Origin of the sequence: Prosthecomicrobium pneumaticum, from assembly GCF_014199915.1 — a bacterium.
In the GTDB taxonomy this organism is placed as follows: domain Bacteria; phylum Pseudomonadota; class Alphaproteobacteria; order Rhizobiales; family Kaistiaceae; genus Prosthecomicrobium; species Prosthecomicrobium pneumaticum.
Genome location: NZ_JACHOO010000002.1, coordinates 203541 through 219849 on the forward strand (window position 1 = coordinate 203541; position 16309 = coordinate 219849).

Sequence of the window (16309 nt, forward strand, 5' to 3'; positions counted from 1 at the left end):
TCCTCAGAGCTTCGCGTGGATATCTTTCCACCCATAGCCGTTGGCGGCGAGATACAGCGCCATCTCGGATGCGCTCAACCATCTTCCCGGGACATCCTCCCCGAAAGGTCCAGCAGCGTCATATTCGAACTTCCATTTAAAGTCAAGTAAATCAATATCGAAGTATCTGTTATTCACATACTCTCCCTCAACGATCTTAAATTTCGTGTAGCCGGCGGAAGCAAGCTCGAGGAACACGTCAGGTGTATGTATCTCGGCTGAAACGTACGGAACTGAAACGGACCGGGTCATAGAGCGAACAATTGGACCATCAAGCCCTTCAAGGTCGATCTTGACGTAGAAGGGATCGCCGTATTGATCGAATAGCGCGCCCGGCGTGAGGGAGGGTAGCGTGATCATCCTGAAGTCCGCAGCCCTTTCAGATCCAGGCACGACAAAAGTACTAAGTGAATCTTGCTCGGAATGAATGTAAAATTCCACCTGATGAACAGACTCATCGGGAACAATACATGCGTTTATGACCTTTAGGCGGTCCTCCTTGCAATAATCAATATACTTATCACTAATGACTGAACATAAAAGGGGATTCGCCTCGACGGCCACCACATTCAATCCGCGCGCCAGATAGTACGGAATGTTTCGTCCATGGTTGGCGCCAAAGTCATAGACCAGGCGACCCCTGATATCCTCTTCGCCCCAACCGTTCGAGGGCTCAGCAGCCGGAGCTGAGAAGCGGGCCTCGCGTTCCAGGACGCGGGCATGAAACTCCACATGGTGAGCCAGCCTCTTGGCAAAGCGTCCGAACGGGCTCAGTCCGTCCCTCTCGCCGCGCATGGACGCCCGCAGGAGGTCTCGCAGATGGGCCTTCAGCGGGATCATTGACCGTCTCCGGCGAGGTTGCGAGTGAGCGGAGCCTCAGCAAGGAACTGGAAGTGCTGCGCCAATCGGCGCCGGCTCTGCAACAGACGGAGCCATCGCGTCGGACGCCGCCCGAACGAGAGGCAAGCTCTCATCAGTCCGACGACCGGCGCCCGCCACAGCAACGCATGTGCCTCGCGGTTTGCCAATCCCGCCTCGACGAGCGCTACAGCCCGCGGTGAGATTGGCGATACACCATTCCAGAGCGCTCCGGCCAGACGTCGGCGACTCGTCTTGCTGCGTAGGGCCGCAAAGACGCTGCCGATCAGGAGCGCCTGATACATGCCCCATCGGTCGCCAACATCGCGCGCGCTGCTGAGCGTTTCTGCATAATTGACGAGGGGCGCGCCGTTGAGTGGCACGGAGCGGGGCAACAATCGCTCCCTAAAGTGCTCCGTCACGTCGACGGGTATCGTCTCAGGCGTCAAGAGCGACGATCGACGTTCGACGCGAACAAGCATGGAGCTGTTACAGATCTTCGCAGAGCCGCAGATCTCTGTCAGCGTGAAGCTATGAAGGCGCACATCGTAGAATGGCCAGATCGTTGTTTCCGTGTCGTGCCATCGCCCGCCCGGCAGCTCGCGCCAGATCCTTTCGTTGCCTACAACCAGCGGAGCGTCTGGAAAATGTTTCAGAACGGCGATCTGCGCGGCGAGGAATGTTGGTTCCCACCAGTTGTCGTCCTCCAGCAAAGCGGCGTAGCGCGCCTCCGCTTCCCGAAACACCAAGTTGAAGCTGCTAACCGGACCACGCTTTGTAAGGGGGAGAAACAGACTGAGACGCGGATCGGCGAAGCTCTCGATGATATCGCCAACCTCGCCATCGGCCGGATCATCATTGACAACCTTGACGAGCAACATCGTGTGGGTCTGCGCGAGCACGCTCGCGATGGCCCGCCGCAACATTTCATGCCGGCGATACGTCACGATATAGACCGCCACGAGATCGGCGCCGCTCGGGTCGCCGGGGGATTGGGCTGAACTCATTCTACCGCCTCGCCAAGAGCTGCAGCCGACGCGCAAGTCGCCAGCCGACGAGCCGGCGCAACGCGTGGAACCGTGGTGGTCCCACCGGAGCTATATCGGCTCCACCGAGTTCTTTGGCACGCGCCCGAGCCAGGATGCGCAGATCGCCATGGTACGGGTAGTGCTCATAATCGAACGACTGGAGGATATTCGCGCTCGCCCTGCGTGCAGCCGAAGAACTGTCGAGGGTCAGAAGGTGATCGACGGCAAGGGTCAACGATAAATAGGCCGACTCGACCGCCACTCGGGACTTCCGCCCCGACAGGCTGCCCGCCACTCCGGAGCGATAGTACAGCCGGGCCTCGGGGGCGAAGAGAACGCGCTCGGCCGCGGCGAGCAGGCGGGCGAAGAACTCGAAATCGTCGATCAGGGTGAGGCGCTCGTCCCATCCGCCGCGGCGCTCGATCAAAGCGCGCGGAATGAGGAAGGCCCCGCACTGTGTCATCGGCTGGCCGCCGGTCCATTCCCGGATGAGCCAGTCGGTGCCCGAGGCGTCACGATCGTTCGGCCGGGGCACGAACTGCGCCTCGGCAGGATCGTGGCGAAACCGCGCCCAGGGACCGGTCGCGACGACATCGTCTGCGCCGCCCAGCCGTTCAGCGAGCGCTTCGATGTGGCGGGGGCCGATCAGATCGTCCGCATCGAGGAAGAGGACCTGACGACCGCTCGAAGCCGCGAAGGCCCGGTTGCGCGCCGCCGAGGCGCTGCCGCGGGCCTGCCGAATGAGCCGGACGCCACGACCGGCGAACCGCTGCACCCTCTCGACCGAGCCGTCTGTGGAGCCATCATCGACGACGATCAGCTCGATCGACGGATAGCTCTGCTCGAGGACACTCTCGATCGCCGCGGCGACGAAACGTTCCGCATTGAAACAAGGTATCAGGACGGAGACGAGCGGTCGGCTCACGGAGCCGCCTCATCGAGCGCCGTCGCGAGCACATACTCCGCCACCTTCTCGGGCGCCATCAACGCATCATACGCCGCCTGATTGCGGGCGGCGATGCGGCGGCGCTCGGCGTCCGTCGTCCGCGCGAGCGCCTCTTCGACACCCGCCCAGCCCGCCTCGTCGTTCCAGCTGATCTCGAAGCGCGACAGGTCGAACCACGGCTCCAGGAAGGCGCGGTCCGCGAAGATCGGCAGGCCGAGCATCATGGCGAGCGTCATGATGTTGCGCCAGCCCCAGTGGAATCCGGACGCGAAAACGGCGAGACGGCTCGCGGCGAGCATCGTCTCATAGTCCGCGACGGCTCCGACCGCCATCGGGAAGGCGGCCTTATCGAGCGGGGCCGCCGCGCTGCCGTCCCATTCGGAAGGCTCCGCCCAGTTGAGCCGCGCATGGATCGCACGGCCTCGCTCGGCCAGCTTAGCGAGCTCCCGGTGCAGGGCGACCCGGTGCCGCGGCCACCCCCACAGCGTATCGAGGAGCACGACGTCATGGAGCGGCGGCCGGTCGCGCAGCGCGAGCAGCTCCCGATAGCGCGCCTCGAAATCGAGATAAGCAACGAACCATGGCTCATCGCCGGATAATCGGCGCACGAGCTTGTCATAGCCGTTCCGCATCGTCTGTACGAGCGGCCCCGGCCCCCGACGTCGCTCGGCATTCGGCCCGATCGGCACGAAGGGGCGAACCCGATCGAAATAGGCGGCTTGCCGCTCGAGGAGCGCAGCCGCGCGCCGCTCGTAAAAGGCAGTCTCCTGCGGCTCGAGCCAGCCATAAGGGGCACTGAAGCGCCGGTCGATGAAGAAGGCGCGGTTATAGCCCGCGCAGAAATAGACATCGGCGTGCTCGATGATGCCCGCCATGCAGAGGAACGAATCCTCGCTGTCGACGATGCAGCGCCTGCGCGTGCTGCTGCGCGACACGGCGATCAGGCTGGTGTGGCGATGCGGATGGGCGAGGACGGCCTCCGAGAAGCCCGCCGACGCGGCCGAAGCGAGCGGGCGCTCGCGGTAGCGGATCGCCCCCGCCCGGTGCAGCCGCATGAAGCCGTGGCGCAGCAGGAAGTTGCGATGGTCGTGGCCGTGCCTGAACCATGCGACCTCGGGTGTCACGCGGAAGCCTCCCGGCCGGCGGACGCCGGACGGCGCGGCGCGATCTCCTTCTCGAAACAGGCGAGCGCCCGCGCGACCGCCTGGTCCATGTTGTAATAGCTGTAATCGGCGAGGCGTCCGGCGAAGAAGACGGTGCCGAGCTTCGCCGCCTCCGCCGCATAGCGCCGGTAGATCCTGCGGCTGTCCTCGTGCGGGATGGGATAATAGGGCTCGTTGCGCCCCGGCACATAGTCTTCCGGATATTCGAAGGCCAGGGTCGTATGGCCGATGTCGCCCTGGCCGGTCAGCTGCCTGAATTCCGTCGACCGCGTAAAGGCATGCTGCGCGGCAGGGGTCGGAAAGTTCTGCTGGGCGGCGCGCTGGATCGTGTGTCCAGATTCCGTCGTCACCATGTCGAAGCGGATGCTGCGATAGGGAAGCGGCCCGTGCACATGATCGAAGAACTCGTCGATCGCGCCGGTGAAGACGACGCGATCGAACCGCTCGACACCGTCGACGTCCTCGAAGCTCTGGCCACAGCGCAGCTCGATCCGCGGATCGTCGAGCATACGGGCGACCAGCGCGGCATAGCCATCACGCGGCATCGCCTGGAAGGTGTCCTGGAAGTAGCGGTCGTCGCGTGAAAGGAAGACCGGCACACGAGCGGACACGGAAGGGTCGAGCGCGTCGGGCGCGACGCCCCACTGCTTCATCGTGTAATGAAGGAAGACCTTCTCATAGACGAGATCGGCGACACGGCGGACATCGGCCGAACCGGACTGCCGCATCTTCAGGATCGGAACCTTGACGCCGAGACCGTATTCTCCGGCGAGCACCGCATTGAGCCGGCGACCTTCTGTCTCGCCGAAGACGATTTCCATCGCCGTCATGTTGAACGGCAGCGGCACCCATCGGTCGTCGAACCACGCAACGACCCGGTGCTCATAGGACCGCCAGTCCGTATAGCGGCTCAGATAGTTCGCCACCTGCGGCGCGTTGGTATGGAAGATGTGCGGGCCATAGTGGTGCACGACGACGCCGTGCCCGTTTGGGCCGTCGAAGGTATTGCCGCCGATGTGCTCGCGGCGATCGATCACAACGACGCGCTCGTCGAGACGTTCGGCGATCTCCCGGGCGAGCACGGCCCCGGTCAGGCCCGCTCCTACTATCAATGTTCTGCGCATCGTCAGCCGACCACCTGTTGCACTTCGGACCGTCCCCCCGGTGGACGGCCCTGGAAGGAGCTGGCCGCCGCAGCCGCACAGGCCCGTTCGAAGACCCGCTGCCAGCCGTGCTGGTAATAGGATCGCTTCGACTGCGCGACATAGTGATGAAGCACCGCCGCCGGCGCCCTGCCCTCGTCGAGACCGGGCATGACGACATAGTCGGTGCGCGGCAGTGCCGCCGCCGGCCGACCGGCGAACAGCATGGCGGTCAGGCCCTGTTCCTGAAGATAGCTCGGTCCATAATGCTCGTTCTGCGCGGCGCACCAGTGCTCGAGCCGCTCCCAGTCGATGGGGTGCGCATCGAGCGCGTAGAGCCCGACATTGACGCGCTCGGGAACCGGCGCGCCGGCGAGCCGCGAAAGAAAGTCGAGCGGATAGCCATAGGCCGTCGCGACATCCTGCATATAGACCGCGTGCGGCGCCTCAAACCATTCGATCAGGCGGGCGGGCGGGCGGAAGAACAGCATGTCGGAATCGAGGATCAGGCGCCGCGGCGCCGGGCCGAGCTGCATGTCCGTCAGCTTGCGCAGATGCGGATAGACCTCCCGCCGCGCCCGCAGCGCCGGAAAGGCGTGCCGAGGCAAGAGGCGGTCGAGCCGCGCCTCGGTCGCATCGCGGTCGACGAACTCGGCCCATGGTACGATTCGGCGGAGGCGATCACGAAGCGCCGCGGTCATCGCGCCATCGTCGAACACGACGGGCGTGATCTTGAAGGGCACACCGAGCTGCAGCGAGACGAAGCAGAACACCGTCTGGAACCAGTATTTCGGCCCGGTGAGAAACGCCACCTCAGCGGCGGAGCCGATGGGAGGTTCACCGAGCGGCGGCAAACGCTCCGCCGCCTCGATCATCGCGGCTCGCCCACCCGCCGTCCGCCATTGCTCGACCGGCCCCCCCTCGAGGATGCTCTGGCGCACGAGCCCGACGGGCCGGTGATAGACGAGCCGCGCGGCCTTCCCCACACCCAGGCGGCGGGCGAACTCGCGAAGCCCGCTCACGAGGCCGCGCCGTTGTCGATGTGAGCTGCGGCCGGCGAACGGCGTCTCGCACCCGCGAACCAGCGCCGGACCTGAGCACCGAACAGGATCGAATTGAGCGAAAGGTAGCGCGCGGCGTAACGCCGCCAACTCTCCCGCTCCGTCAATCCGCGGCGCCAGATCAGCCGGGCCAACAGCGGCAGCCCGAGCTTTGTCTGGCGAACGAACATAGCCAGCGGCAAGTCATTGATCGGGTTGGCCGGATCGATGTCTCGAAGTTGATACCCGTAGATATAGTTTCTCCTATGAATATAGGAGAGCCTCATCTTTTCCCGCGAGACATGGTGTACCATCCTCATCGAGGAACTGAACTCAAAGCGCAGGGTGGGATTCGACCGCCGAAGTGCCAGTTGAAGAGCGGTTTCCTCCCCCAGTCGTAATCGATCACCGCTGACGCCAAGGGTCGGATCGAAGCCTCCTGCTGCTGACAAGACTGAGACACGCCAGCCCATATTGCCGCCCGAGAAGCAAACGGACGCCGCCTGTGGGCCGTCGGCGAGTTCCAGATGGGCACTGCCGAAAGAATCGTCGAACCAGGCCGGCTTCGGAGAGGTGTAGAACGGCGTATAGGGCCCCCCGAACACATCCGCCTCGGCCCGTTTCGTGACCGCACCAACGGCGGATCCCCATTCAGCCGACGGGATCCCATCATCGTCGAGAAAGACGAGATATGCAGTCGAACAAGCGGCCATGGCGGCGTTCCGCGCATGCGACAGCCCGACTCTCGGCTCGACGATGCGCCGCGCCATGGACCCGAACTGGGCGACCACAGCCGCCGTATCGTCTGTCGATCCATTGTCGACGACGAGGACCGGCGCGTCCAACCCCTTCAGCGACGCCGCAAGACCCTCCAGACAACGCCGCAGGAAGGCGGCGCGATTGCGCGTGCAGATCGCGACGGTGAATGCCTCAGCCATCGGATGCTCGAACAAGGGTGCGATCAGTCCGCCCCCGCGCCCGCTCGATCGCCCTCCGATAGGCTGCTTCCTGCAGGGGGCCGATCGCCGCTTCCGAGTAGGTCGCGAGCACATGGGTCCGCGCCGCCTCCCCCATCCGCGCCCTTTGCGCCGGGTCGCGGAGCAGAGCGATGACGGCGTCCGCAATTGCGCGGGGGCTGCGCGGCGGCACGAGCAGGCCGGTGCGGCCGTGCTCGATGATTTCGGCCATGCCGCCCGCCGAGGAGCCAACGACCCCGCAGCCCGCGGCCATCGCCTCGAGACAGACGAAACCGAACGCCTCCCAATAGCTCGGGAAAACGCCCACCGCCGTATCGGCGAGGGTCCCTGGAATCTCGTCGTAAGGCAGAGCGCCCGTGAACTCGATCCGGTGGCCTGCCCCGGCGCCGGCGAGACGCCGGATCACGAGATCGAGCGGCTCGCGTGTTGCCGGATGGGGCAGCGTTCGGCCGACGAAACGGAACCGTGCGTCCGGCATTGCGCGCAGGATTCGTGGGATCGCACGGGCGAGTTCGAGCACGCCCTTGCGTACCTCGAGCTTGCCGATGAACGTCACGAGCGACGATGGTCGGCTCGCTGCAAGGGAAAGCAATTCGGGGCGAGCCTGAAAAACGTACGGCACGACCGACGAACGAGAAACATCGATTGGCCAGCGCTGGCTGGTCAACTCAAGCAAGGCCGCAGTAGGGGACGTCACCAAGTCGGCGGCGAGGGTGATCGCCCGCTCCGGGTCGACCGCGGGGGCGTAGCGGCCCCAGAAGGGGCGCGGCCACTGCCCGCGGCGAAGCGCGCCCGCCACGAACCGGAGCTTCGCTGCCGGGGTCACATAGGCATCGTTGATCGCACCGATCTGATAGCTCGCCGTCGCGAGCTTCACGACCCGCGGAAGATCGGGCACGGCGGTCTGAACGGCTTCGAGATCCGCCCCGTATTCGGCGCTCTCCACCACATCGAAAGGAAGCACCTTGTGCCGCGCCAGAAAGGCCGGCAGGACGGCACGCGCAAAACCCACACGCGGGCCGTCGACGCTGAATATCTGCACGCCGCCGCTCGTCCGGCCACTCGTGACACCGCCTTCCGCCGAGGTGAAGACCTCGACGGCATGGCCGCGCGCCGCCAGCATCGCGGCGGCGTTGCGAACATAGGTGCCGATGCCGCCGCCGTCGCGAATGCCGGCATACTCGTAGGACACGAAGGCAATCCGCATGTGCCCAGCGAGAGCCGAACGGTTCGCGAGCGCCGCAGCGTTCATGCCGGAACACCGCCGGGGCCCAGATAGCCCCGCGCCTTCAGATAGCTCTGCACCGGATTGCGGCCGAACGCCTCGAGCCAGAGCCGGTTGCAGGCGGTCGCCTCGACATAGCCGAACGCGCCGCCGCAATGGAGAGCTAACAGGCGCTGGAGCACCGACTGTGCCACGGCTCGGCCCGCCCCGAACAGGCGCGCGAGGAAGGCGAGGCGAACCCCCTCCCGCCAGGCTGCGTCACGCAAGGCCCCCGTCCAGCGGTTCTGCGCGTCGACCGCATCGACCGACCGCTCGAAGGCGGCGATGTGCTGCCCTTCCCGGTGCTGGCGTTTGAAGGCTTCATGACCCGAATAGGAGTCGCTGCGCGGCTTGCGCCAGAAGAAATCCGCCCCGTCGAGACGCCGATGACGGAGGCCGTGGGCGAGCGCCCGGATGTGGAACTCGTAATCGTGGCCCGCGCGAAGCGTCTCGGCCCACGGCCCGAGACGATCGAGCGCAGCACGGCGCCAGAGCGGTCCGCTCGTCTGCCAGGGCACCCGCCCCGAGACGAAGAGGAACAGGTCGTCCTGTTCCTGCCGCCAGACCGACCAGGGCGGATCGTCCGGGCGCGGCACGCCGTCGAAGCACAGGCAGTTGCCGACCACGAAATCGAGCGCGGGATCGGCATCGAGGGCCGCCATGCGCCGCGCAAGGCATCCCTCCCCCAGCAGATCATCGCTGTCGAGGAACAGGACGAAAGCGCCCGAGGCATGCTGGAAGCCGACGTTCCGCGCGACCTGCGCGCCATCGCGGTCGGCCGGAACGTCGGTCAAATCGATGACGGTCGAGACAAGCCCGGGCCGCACGATCCGGGCCGTCACGGCGCGCGGATCTTCGGCGCCGCGATCGTTGACGATCACGACCTCGATCCGCGGCCAGTTCTGCGCCGCGACCGAAGCGAGCGTCTCGGCGAGCAGCGCGTTGCGGTCCCGCGTCGGGACGACGACGCTGACGAGCGGCGAGGCGGCGCCGGACCGCATCACCCTGCCCCCACCGGCGACAGCGCGCGCCGCATCGCGCCGAAGGTGAAGCGGTTGAGACCAACCCGCGGGTCGAGCAGCGCGCGCCGCGCCAGTTCGACCACAAACCTCGCGCGCGAGGGCGTGCTCGCCCGCAGTTGCGTCACCTCGGCCGCCCAGTCCTGCCGCCGCACGATCCGGCCGGCGAGCGCCCGGTGCCGTCGGCCCAGCCCGCCGGCCGCGAAGTCCCGGCGGGCGCGCTCGAACTCGGCCCCGAAGCCGTCGCCTTCGCTGACCGATTTGGTCGTCTCGTGCAGGCGAAAATGCGCGAGCGCCTGGCCGAGCGTCCGCACGCGCGGGAACCGGTCGAGATAGCGGACCATGGTGACGAAGTCGAAGACGTAACGATAGCCCGGCTCGAAGCCACCGACCGATCGCAGCTTCGCCGTATCGAGGAAGACGCCGGGCTGGTGATAATCCGAGAGAGCCGTCAGCCCGTGATGGCGCAGCAGATGCCCGCAGGAGAGGCGACGGTTCCGATAGAGCGTCTCCTCGCGCGAAGAGAACTGGATCACCCCGCCCCCGACGACATCGGCTCCGACGAACGCCTCGGCCACCGCGGCGAAGCTGTCGGGACAAAAAAAGTCGTCGGAGTTGATGAACTGGAAGATCGCACCCGACGCGGCCGTGAGCCCCTCGCCGATCGCCGCCGCCTGCCCGCCATCGGGCGCCGACCGCCAGCGCGACAGCCAAGGCGCGTAGCGTCTCAGGATCTCGATCGTCCCATCGCGCGAACCGCCGTCGAGCACCTGATAGTCGAGGTCCGGATAACCCTGCAGCAGAACGGAGCGGATGGTCTCCTCGATGAAGGCGCCCTGGTTGAAGCTCGGGGTGACGATCGAGATCCGAGGCCAAGGCCGCCCATCGCGCATCCGCGCCGGCAGCGGTCGAGAGCCGACGGTCCAGGGCCAGCCCGTCCTGCCGGGCGGCGGCGGCGGCAGATCGGCGAGAGTCAGGAACATCACGCCATCACCATCACCAGACAGCGGAACGCAACGACAATCACAGATGCCGCGCTCGAAGATATCATCTACGTTGCCAATGCAGCCGCTATACGGCGCGCCGTTGCCTGCTCCGAGCATCTGGCACGCCACCACTCGAGTGTGAGGTTCTGACGTTCCTGAAGCGCCTCAGCATTCCCCAGAAGCCCATTGATGCGGCTCTTGAGATCTTTCCAAGAATGCAGAACCATGTGAGGGGCGCCTTCATAGAAATAGAGCGGAGGAAGGGGGGCTGTAACAACGACACAACCCGCACGCATGGCTTCAAAATGACGAAATGTTTCTACGCTATAGAAACCGGGCGGGCAGATTACGATCTTACTCCGCTCCAGCATTGCCCCGTAATCCTCGCCCGACAGCCCCTGACGAAAGCCGGACGTGAACTTCACGTAGGAGTTCCGAAAGGCGCCGCTGTAATCAAGGGACGGGTGAATGGATCGTACGACCGCCGCAGGAAGCAATCGAGGACACCACATGGGGGTTCCCAAGGCCCGCAAGAGCGGTTCTCTCTGGCCGTTCAGATTTCCGGAGAAAAAAACACGAATCGGCCGAGCACCAGCCGAAAGCTTCTCCAGCGAAGACGCCGTACTCTCGACATACCCGAGAGGGAACGAATACAGATTTTTCGTCAATCCCTCGCCAGGCAGGTAGCTCTTGAAAACGAGCCGCGTTCGAGAACAAAGCCCGAGCGGTACTCGAGCGTGCTCATCAGAGATAACAATCACGACCGTTGTTTCCGCCGGCGTCTCTATTTCAAGATCATCACCAGAGCCTCCCGAGCAAATGACGAAATGGAAACGCGCAAATTCCGCTTTCATTATATTTGCGAGCTCCGAGAACATAGCCGAGAGAAACCGCTTTTCGCAAAGGAGTTCGAAGTCGTACTCGCTCCTAAGATGAACGTTGCCCGGAAAGATCGAGATATCAGATGGCGACATACTAAGTAACATCCAATCCTGGCGGCCTATCCACCCCCCTGACTAGAATAGCTCATGGAACCTTAATGGGGCCGACACTCGGGCTGCGCCTACACATCAAATCTCCTCATGGAAGAACCTATGTGCCGGCGACGAGCCGCGCAAACAAGCTCCTCATAAAGCGCATGATAGCGCGCCGCCTGGAGTTCGAGCGTATATTCTCGCTCGACGACCCGCCGACATTCCGCCGAGAGCCGGGCGCGGAGTTCGTCGTCGGCGAGCAGCGTCTCGATCGCCGCACGGAGATCTAGGCTGCGTGTGTCCATATGGAGCCAACCGACACGAGCCATAACAGGCGCAAATTCTTAGTTGAAGAATAGGCGCCCTACGAGGTGATCCGCCTCAGAAATTCTTCGGATGAGTTTATAACACAGTCTTTAAGAATATGATCTCTAAGAGCTTGTCGTGCAAGTCCGACGTCCGCTCGGCGGTCACCGCCCGCTATCTCATCAAGCATAGGCGCAATATCCTCAACACGATCAGCATGCCAAAAGCACGGCAAAGTAGAGAAGTATGAAGAAGAAAGCAGTATAACCTCCTTACCCGCCACAGCAGCTTCGAGTGCGGTTTGCGAGTTGATGGTGATCACCACGTCACAATCCCGGATAGCGGAACCAGTATCATAAAGAGACTCTCGATCAATCTGGAAATGATGAAACTCTTTCTTACCCCAAGGGAACCCCGCACCAACTAGCCGCCGATAGGTCAGACCATTGAGCTCTGGGCCTATAGGAGACCGCCCATGAATCTCCTTGGGATGAAGTTTTACAAATACAAACGCGCCTCGCCGTACCGATATTTCTAACACACCCTTCACAAGAGAGATCGGATTGATATCCGCAGTAGTCCCGAATATTTGAGATGCATCTGTATACACCTGACAGATTAACAGCAACCGAAGCCGACCGTTCGGAAAACTAAATCGCCCCTTTCCGGATTCATGTTGCTGATTCTTATTCCAGCGCGTAACTTCCCCTATATCATCCGCACCGGTCGATTTATCTACCGAATGCGGGATGCTTAGCTTGGGATTGAAGACGGCGTCCGGACCACCTCGGGCCATTCGACTATACCCCCCCAGTATAGCCATCTCCCAGGCGCAACATTCAAATTTATACTTTTCCGCCAAGCTCCTAAGAATCACTTCTTCAACCAAAAATCCCTGTATGTATATAACTCTATTAGGCTTAAATTTAGATATAGCCCTTATTATATCCTTTCTTATTTTCTCATAATATAGTGCCCACTCCATAACGGCCACCCGCACGGCTTGATCAGTAAAATCGACCTCATGAGGCAGTCGCTCAATTTCATTGCAGAGAGAATAGATTATCGCCTCAAGTACTTCGTCGTCTACCGGAACCCCATCCTCAGCCGGACTCTTTTTCACGCAGCCCAGAGATCTCTCCCTAAAATCACGAGGATGGCCGTCAAGAGTTAGTCTCTTGTACGCTACGCCATCTATCGCACATTGATCAATAAGATCTTTCCGGGGAAAGGGTAACCATTCGGCATGGCGAATAAACGAGTCGATCTGCATCAGCCTTATACTCGATCTCCTCTGAGAAAGCCTCCATTCCCGCCATCTATATCTTATTAGTTCAAAATTTCGTCCAATACGCCCAGAGGCTCGATGAATAAGAGAGACACTCATACATATCTACTCGGAAACAACAGAGATCGTAGGAAATATAGAACCCGAGTGAGCGAAGGGTATACGACCTGTTCCATATACATCAGACTCAATTATTTCGAATAAAATCGCCGAATCGATCTTCTCTACAAGATCGCCATTTGATCTCAGTGAAATGTCGACACTATACTCTCCGGCCAGAAGAGGAGTTCTGGAAACCTCAAAGATAACTGCACGCGGCTCATTTGAAGGAGCTTTATAGCCGATCATTTCTGTGTTAAACCCGAAGACAGGCATTTGGTCCCATCTTCGGCGGAATTGAAACCCCAAGTGTGGTTCATCCACATCTGTCAGCTCCACCCAAATCCTAAAGTCGCCCCCCATAATGGGAGTCTCCCCAACCACACTTTGCACCTCGGCCCTGCGGATCCGACTAGAGCTTAACTTTATACTTTTCTCATCAACGTCCGATCTAAGTAGCTCTATCGCTTTAGTTTTACTTCCGATATACCTAATCTTTCCTAAGGTTAATATAATGGCCCTATCACATAGCCCATCTATAGCCGCCATATTATGGCTGACAAACAGCACCGTGCGCCCATGTCCCGCGACGTCCTGCATCTTGCCGAGGCATTTCTTCTGGAATTCGGCGTCGCCGACCGCGAGGACCTCGTCGACGATCAGGATCTCGGGTTCCAGATGGGCGGCGACGGCGAAGGCGAGGCGGACATACATGCCGCTCGAATAGCGTTTCACCGGGGTGTCGAGGAATTTCTCGATGCCGGCGAAATCGACGATCTCGTCGAACTTCCTGCGGATCTCGGCGCGCGTCATGCCGAGAATGGCGCCGTTGAGGAAGATGTTCTCGCGGCCCGTCAGCTCGGGGTGGAAGCCGGTGCCGACCTCGAGCAGGCTCGCGACGCGGCCCTTGATCGCGACGCGGCCTTCCGTCGGCTCGGTGATGCGGGAGAGGATCTTGAGGAGGGTCGACTTGCCGGCTCCGTTGCGGCCGATCACGCCGACCACCTCGCCCCGCTTCACCTCGAAGGAGACGTCCTTCAGGGCCCAGAACTCCTCGACCGCGTCGCCGGCGACGAGCGGCCTTCCCTTCATCATCGCGCCGGCCGAACGGGCGAGGCCGCGGGCCGAACGGCCGAGCGCCTCGCGCAGCGTCGTCGCCCGCGCCTCGGTCTGGTGGCCGATCAGATATTTCTTGCCGAGCCCCTCGGCCCGGATGACGACATCGCCCGCCATCAGATCAGGTCCGCGAAGGTGCGCTCGGTGGCGCGGAAGGTGCGGATGCCCGCCCACAGGAGCGCCAGCACGAGCAGGCAGCCGAGCGCGAAGCCCGGCCAATGGATCGCCGTGTCGCCGCCGAGCAGCGACCAGCGGAAGCCGTCGATGACGCCGACCACCGGATTGATAGAATAGAGGAGCCGCCATTCCTCGGGCACAACGGCGCTCGAGAAGCCGACCGGCGAGACATACATGCCGAACTGGATGATGAAGGGAACGATGAAGCCGAAATCGCGATAGCGGATGTTGAGCGCGGTGAGGATGAGGGCCGGGCCGACGCTCGCCAGCACCGCGAGAAGCACGAAGCCGGGCAGGAACACGATCCTCCAGTCCGGCGCGACGCCATAGGAGAGCATCAGGCCGACGAGGAGCACGAAGGTGATCGCCGAATCGACGAGCGCGACGGCGCAGGCCGAGAGCGGCACGATCAGACGCGGGAAATAGACCTTGCTGATCAGATTGCCGTTGCTGACGATGCTGTTCGAGGCGCTGCCGAGGATGGTGGAGAAGAGGAACCAGGGCAGCATGCCGGCCATCACCATCACCGGATAGGGCACGCCGCCATCGCTCGGCAGGCCGGCGAGCCGGCCGAACACGACGGTGAAGACGATCATGGTGAGGAGCGGGCGCACCAGCGCCCAGAGCACGCCGACGACGGTCTGCTTGTAGCGCACCGTCACGTCGCGCCAGGCGAGGATCGCGAACAGCTCGCGATAGTGCCAGAGATCGCGCCAGTAATTGCGCGCCGCGAGGCCGGGCGCGATCACGGTCAGCCGATCGGCCGCCGCGTCCGGCTCCGCGCCGGCGGGCATGGTCCCGAGGCTCATCGCGTCAGCGCCCGAGGCTTCGGACGAGAGCGTCGACATGGCGCGCGAAATGGTCGAAGGCGAAGCGGCGGAGCGCGGCCGGATCCGCCGCTTCGCCGGTTTTCAGGGCGGTCACCAGCGCATCTCCGAGCGCGATCGGGTCGTCCGGATCGATCGCCCGGCCGATGGCCCCATCGGCGAGCGCGTCGAGACTGCCGTCGCGGTCACCGCCGATGACGGCGAGACCCGAGGCGGCCGCTTCGAGAAAGACAATTCCAAAACCCTCTCCGGTGCTGGGCATGGCGAACACGTCGGCCAGCGCATAGTGATCCGGCAGATCGCCATCGGCAACCCGGCCGGCGAAGACGACATGGGACGCGACCCCGCCCGTGCGCGCCAGCGCCTCCAGACGGGCACGGTCCTCGCCGCCGCCGACGATCAGATAGACCATGTCGGGCACTCTGGCGAGGATCCGCGGCAGCGCCGCGATGACCCGGTCATGGCCCTTGTAGCGCTCGGACGGGGCGAGCCGGCCGACCGTCAGCACCACCCTGCGACCCTCGAGCCCGTAGCGCCCGACGAGATCGGCCCGGCGCGGCCGCGGCCGGTAGACCGCATCGAGCGTGTTCGGCAGCACCCGCACCCGCTCGGGCGGAAGGTCCGACCAGCCGAGGAAGCGCCGCCGCGTATGGCGGCTCACCGCGGTGACGAGCGACGCGGCCCGCGCGGCTCGCCGCATCGTCCGGCCGCGATCGGGCCATGCCTCGATGCCGTGCAGCTGCAGCCAGAGCGGGCGGCGCAGGACCCGCGACAGGGCGGCGGCGAGCGGCGCGGCGTTGAGATGGCCGCAGAAGATCGCGTCCGGGCGCATGCGCAGAGCCGCTTCGGTCGCGGCGGCGCTCCAGCCGAGCCGGCCCGGCCTCGCAGCCCGCTGCGCGACCCGGGGCGGCAAGTCCGCCTCGACATCGCCGAACCGGGGCACCACGATCACCGCCTCGACCGGGGAGGACCGCGACAAGGCCGTGAGCAGGTCGCGATTGTAACGGGCGATGCCGCCATGACCGCCGAACGCCTCGGTGACCAGCGCCAACAGCCGCAC

General features: G+C 63.4%; 16 protein-coding genes. 1 reads left to right on the top strand and 15 read right to left on the bottom strand.

The annotated features are described in order from the left end of the window. Positions 1–3 precede the first annotated feature (3 nt). From GGQ63_RS04595 to GGQ63_RS04645, 11 genes are read right to left on the bottom strand one after another with little or no spacing between them, the layout of a single operon-like run. A complete protein-coding gene (locus tag GGQ63_RS04595) occupies positions 4–879 on the bottom strand; it encodes a class I SAM-dependent methyltransferase (protein ID WP_183853038.1) in 876 nt (291 codons plus the stop codon). Beyond that, entirely contained in the window at positions 876–1904 is a 1029-nt protein-coding gene (locus GGQ63_RS04600; protein WP_183853040.1) for a glycosyltransferase family 2 protein, read from the bottom strand. The genes GGQ63_RS04595 and GGQ63_RS04600 overlap by 4 nt, the downstream gene beginning before the upstream one ends. A gap of 1 nt (position 1905) precedes the next feature. Then, positions 1906–2850 carry a glycosyltransferase gene (locus GGQ63_RS04605; protein ID WP_183853042.1) on the bottom strand — a complete coding sequence of 315 codons (945 nt, stop codon included), beginning with the start codon at positions 2848–2850 and terminating at the stop codon, positions 1906–1908. Beyond that, entirely contained in the window at positions 2847–3995 is a 1149-nt protein-coding gene (locus GGQ63_RS04610) for a hypothetical protein (protein ID WP_183853044.1), read from the bottom strand. The genes GGQ63_RS04605 and GGQ63_RS04610 overlap by 4 nt, the downstream gene beginning before the upstream one ends. Further along, the gene (glf, locus tag GGQ63_RS04615) at positions 3992–5158 is read right to left on the bottom strand and encodes a UDP-galactopyranose mutase (protein WP_183853046.1); all 1167 of its coding nucleotides are present in this window, start codon (positions 5156–5158) and stop codon (positions 3992–3994) included. The genes GGQ63_RS04610 and glf overlap by 4 nt, the downstream gene beginning before the upstream one ends. Before the next feature lie 2 nt (positions 5159–5160). Further along, the gene (locus tag GGQ63_RS04620) at positions 5161–6198 is read right to left on the bottom strand and encodes a glycosyl transferase (protein ID WP_183853047.1); all 1038 of its coding nucleotides are present in this window, start codon (positions 6196–6198) and stop codon (positions 5161–5163) included. After that, on the bottom strand, positions 6195–7154 hold the full coding sequence (locus GGQ63_RS04625; protein WP_183853049.1) for a glycosyltransferase family 2 protein: 960 nt from the start codon (positions 7152–7154) through the stop codon (positions 6195–6197). Before GGQ63_RS04625 ends, GGQ63_RS04620 begins: the two co-directional genes overlap by 4 nt. Then, positions 7147–8445 (bottom strand): glycosyltransferase family 4 protein, encoded by a 1299-nt coding sequence (locus tag GGQ63_RS04630; protein ID WP_183853051.1) that lies wholly within the window; start codon positions 8443–8445, stop codon positions 7147–7149. The genes GGQ63_RS04625 and GGQ63_RS04630 overlap by 8 nt, the downstream gene beginning before the upstream one ends. Then, positions 8442–9458: a glycosyltransferase family 2 protein gene (locus tag GGQ63_RS04635; protein WP_183853054.1), complete on the bottom strand. Its 1017-nt coding sequence runs from the start codon at positions 9456–9458 to the stop codon at positions 8442–8444. Before GGQ63_RS04635 ends, GGQ63_RS04630 begins: the two co-directional genes overlap by 4 nt. Then, on the bottom strand, positions 9458–10591 hold the full coding sequence (locus GGQ63_RS04640; protein WP_210308386.1) for a glycosyltransferase: 1134 nt from the start codon (positions 10589–10591) through the stop codon (positions 9458–9460). Before GGQ63_RS04640 ends, GGQ63_RS04635 begins: the two co-directional genes overlap by 1 nt. Further along, positions 10528–11448, bottom strand: coding sequence for a hypothetical protein (locus tag GGQ63_RS04645; protein WP_183853056.1), 921 nt, complete (start codon positions 11446–11448; stop codon positions 10528–10530). The genes GGQ63_RS04640 and GGQ63_RS04645 overlap by 64 nt, the downstream gene beginning before the upstream one ends. Positions 11449–11501: 53 nt before the next feature. Here GGQ63_RS04645 and GGQ63_RS04650 point away from each other — a divergent pair, with 53 nt between their 5' ends. Further along, positions 11502–11726, top strand: coding sequence for a hypothetical protein (locus tag GGQ63_RS04650; protein ID WP_183853058.1), 225 nt, complete (start codon positions 11502–11504; stop codon positions 11724–11726). A gap of 74 nt (positions 11727–11800) precedes the next feature. On the opposite strand, the gene GGQ63_RS04655 is transcribed toward GGQ63_RS04650, so the two are convergent. The 4 genes from GGQ63_RS04655 to GGQ63_RS04670 form a co-directional block, all read right to left on the bottom strand. After that, on the bottom strand, positions 11801–13015 hold the full coding sequence (locus GGQ63_RS04655; RefSeq protein ID WP_183853060.1) for a peptidoglycan binding domain-containing protein: 1215 nt from the start codon (positions 13013–13015) through the stop codon (positions 11801–11803). A 120-nt stretch (positions 13016–13135) separates the two neighbouring features. Continuing rightward, a complete protein-coding gene (locus tag GGQ63_RS04660) occupies positions 13136–14362 on the bottom strand; it encodes an ABC transporter ATP-binding protein (protein ID WP_183853062.1) in 1227 nt (408 codons plus the stop codon). Beyond that, positions 14362–15231, bottom strand: a complete 870-nt coding sequence (locus GGQ63_RS04665; protein ID WP_210308387.1) for an ABC transporter permease — start codon at positions 15229–15231, stop codon at positions 14362–14364. Before GGQ63_RS04665 ends, GGQ63_RS04660 begins: the two co-directional genes overlap by 1 nt. Before the next feature lie 4 nt (positions 15232–15235). Further along, complete coding sequence (locus tag GGQ63_RS04670; protein ID WP_183853064.1) at positions 15236–16300, bottom strand: glycosyltransferase family 4 protein; 1065 nt, start codon at positions 16298–16300, stop codon at positions 15236–15238. Positions 16301–16309 lie beyond the last annotated feature (9 nt).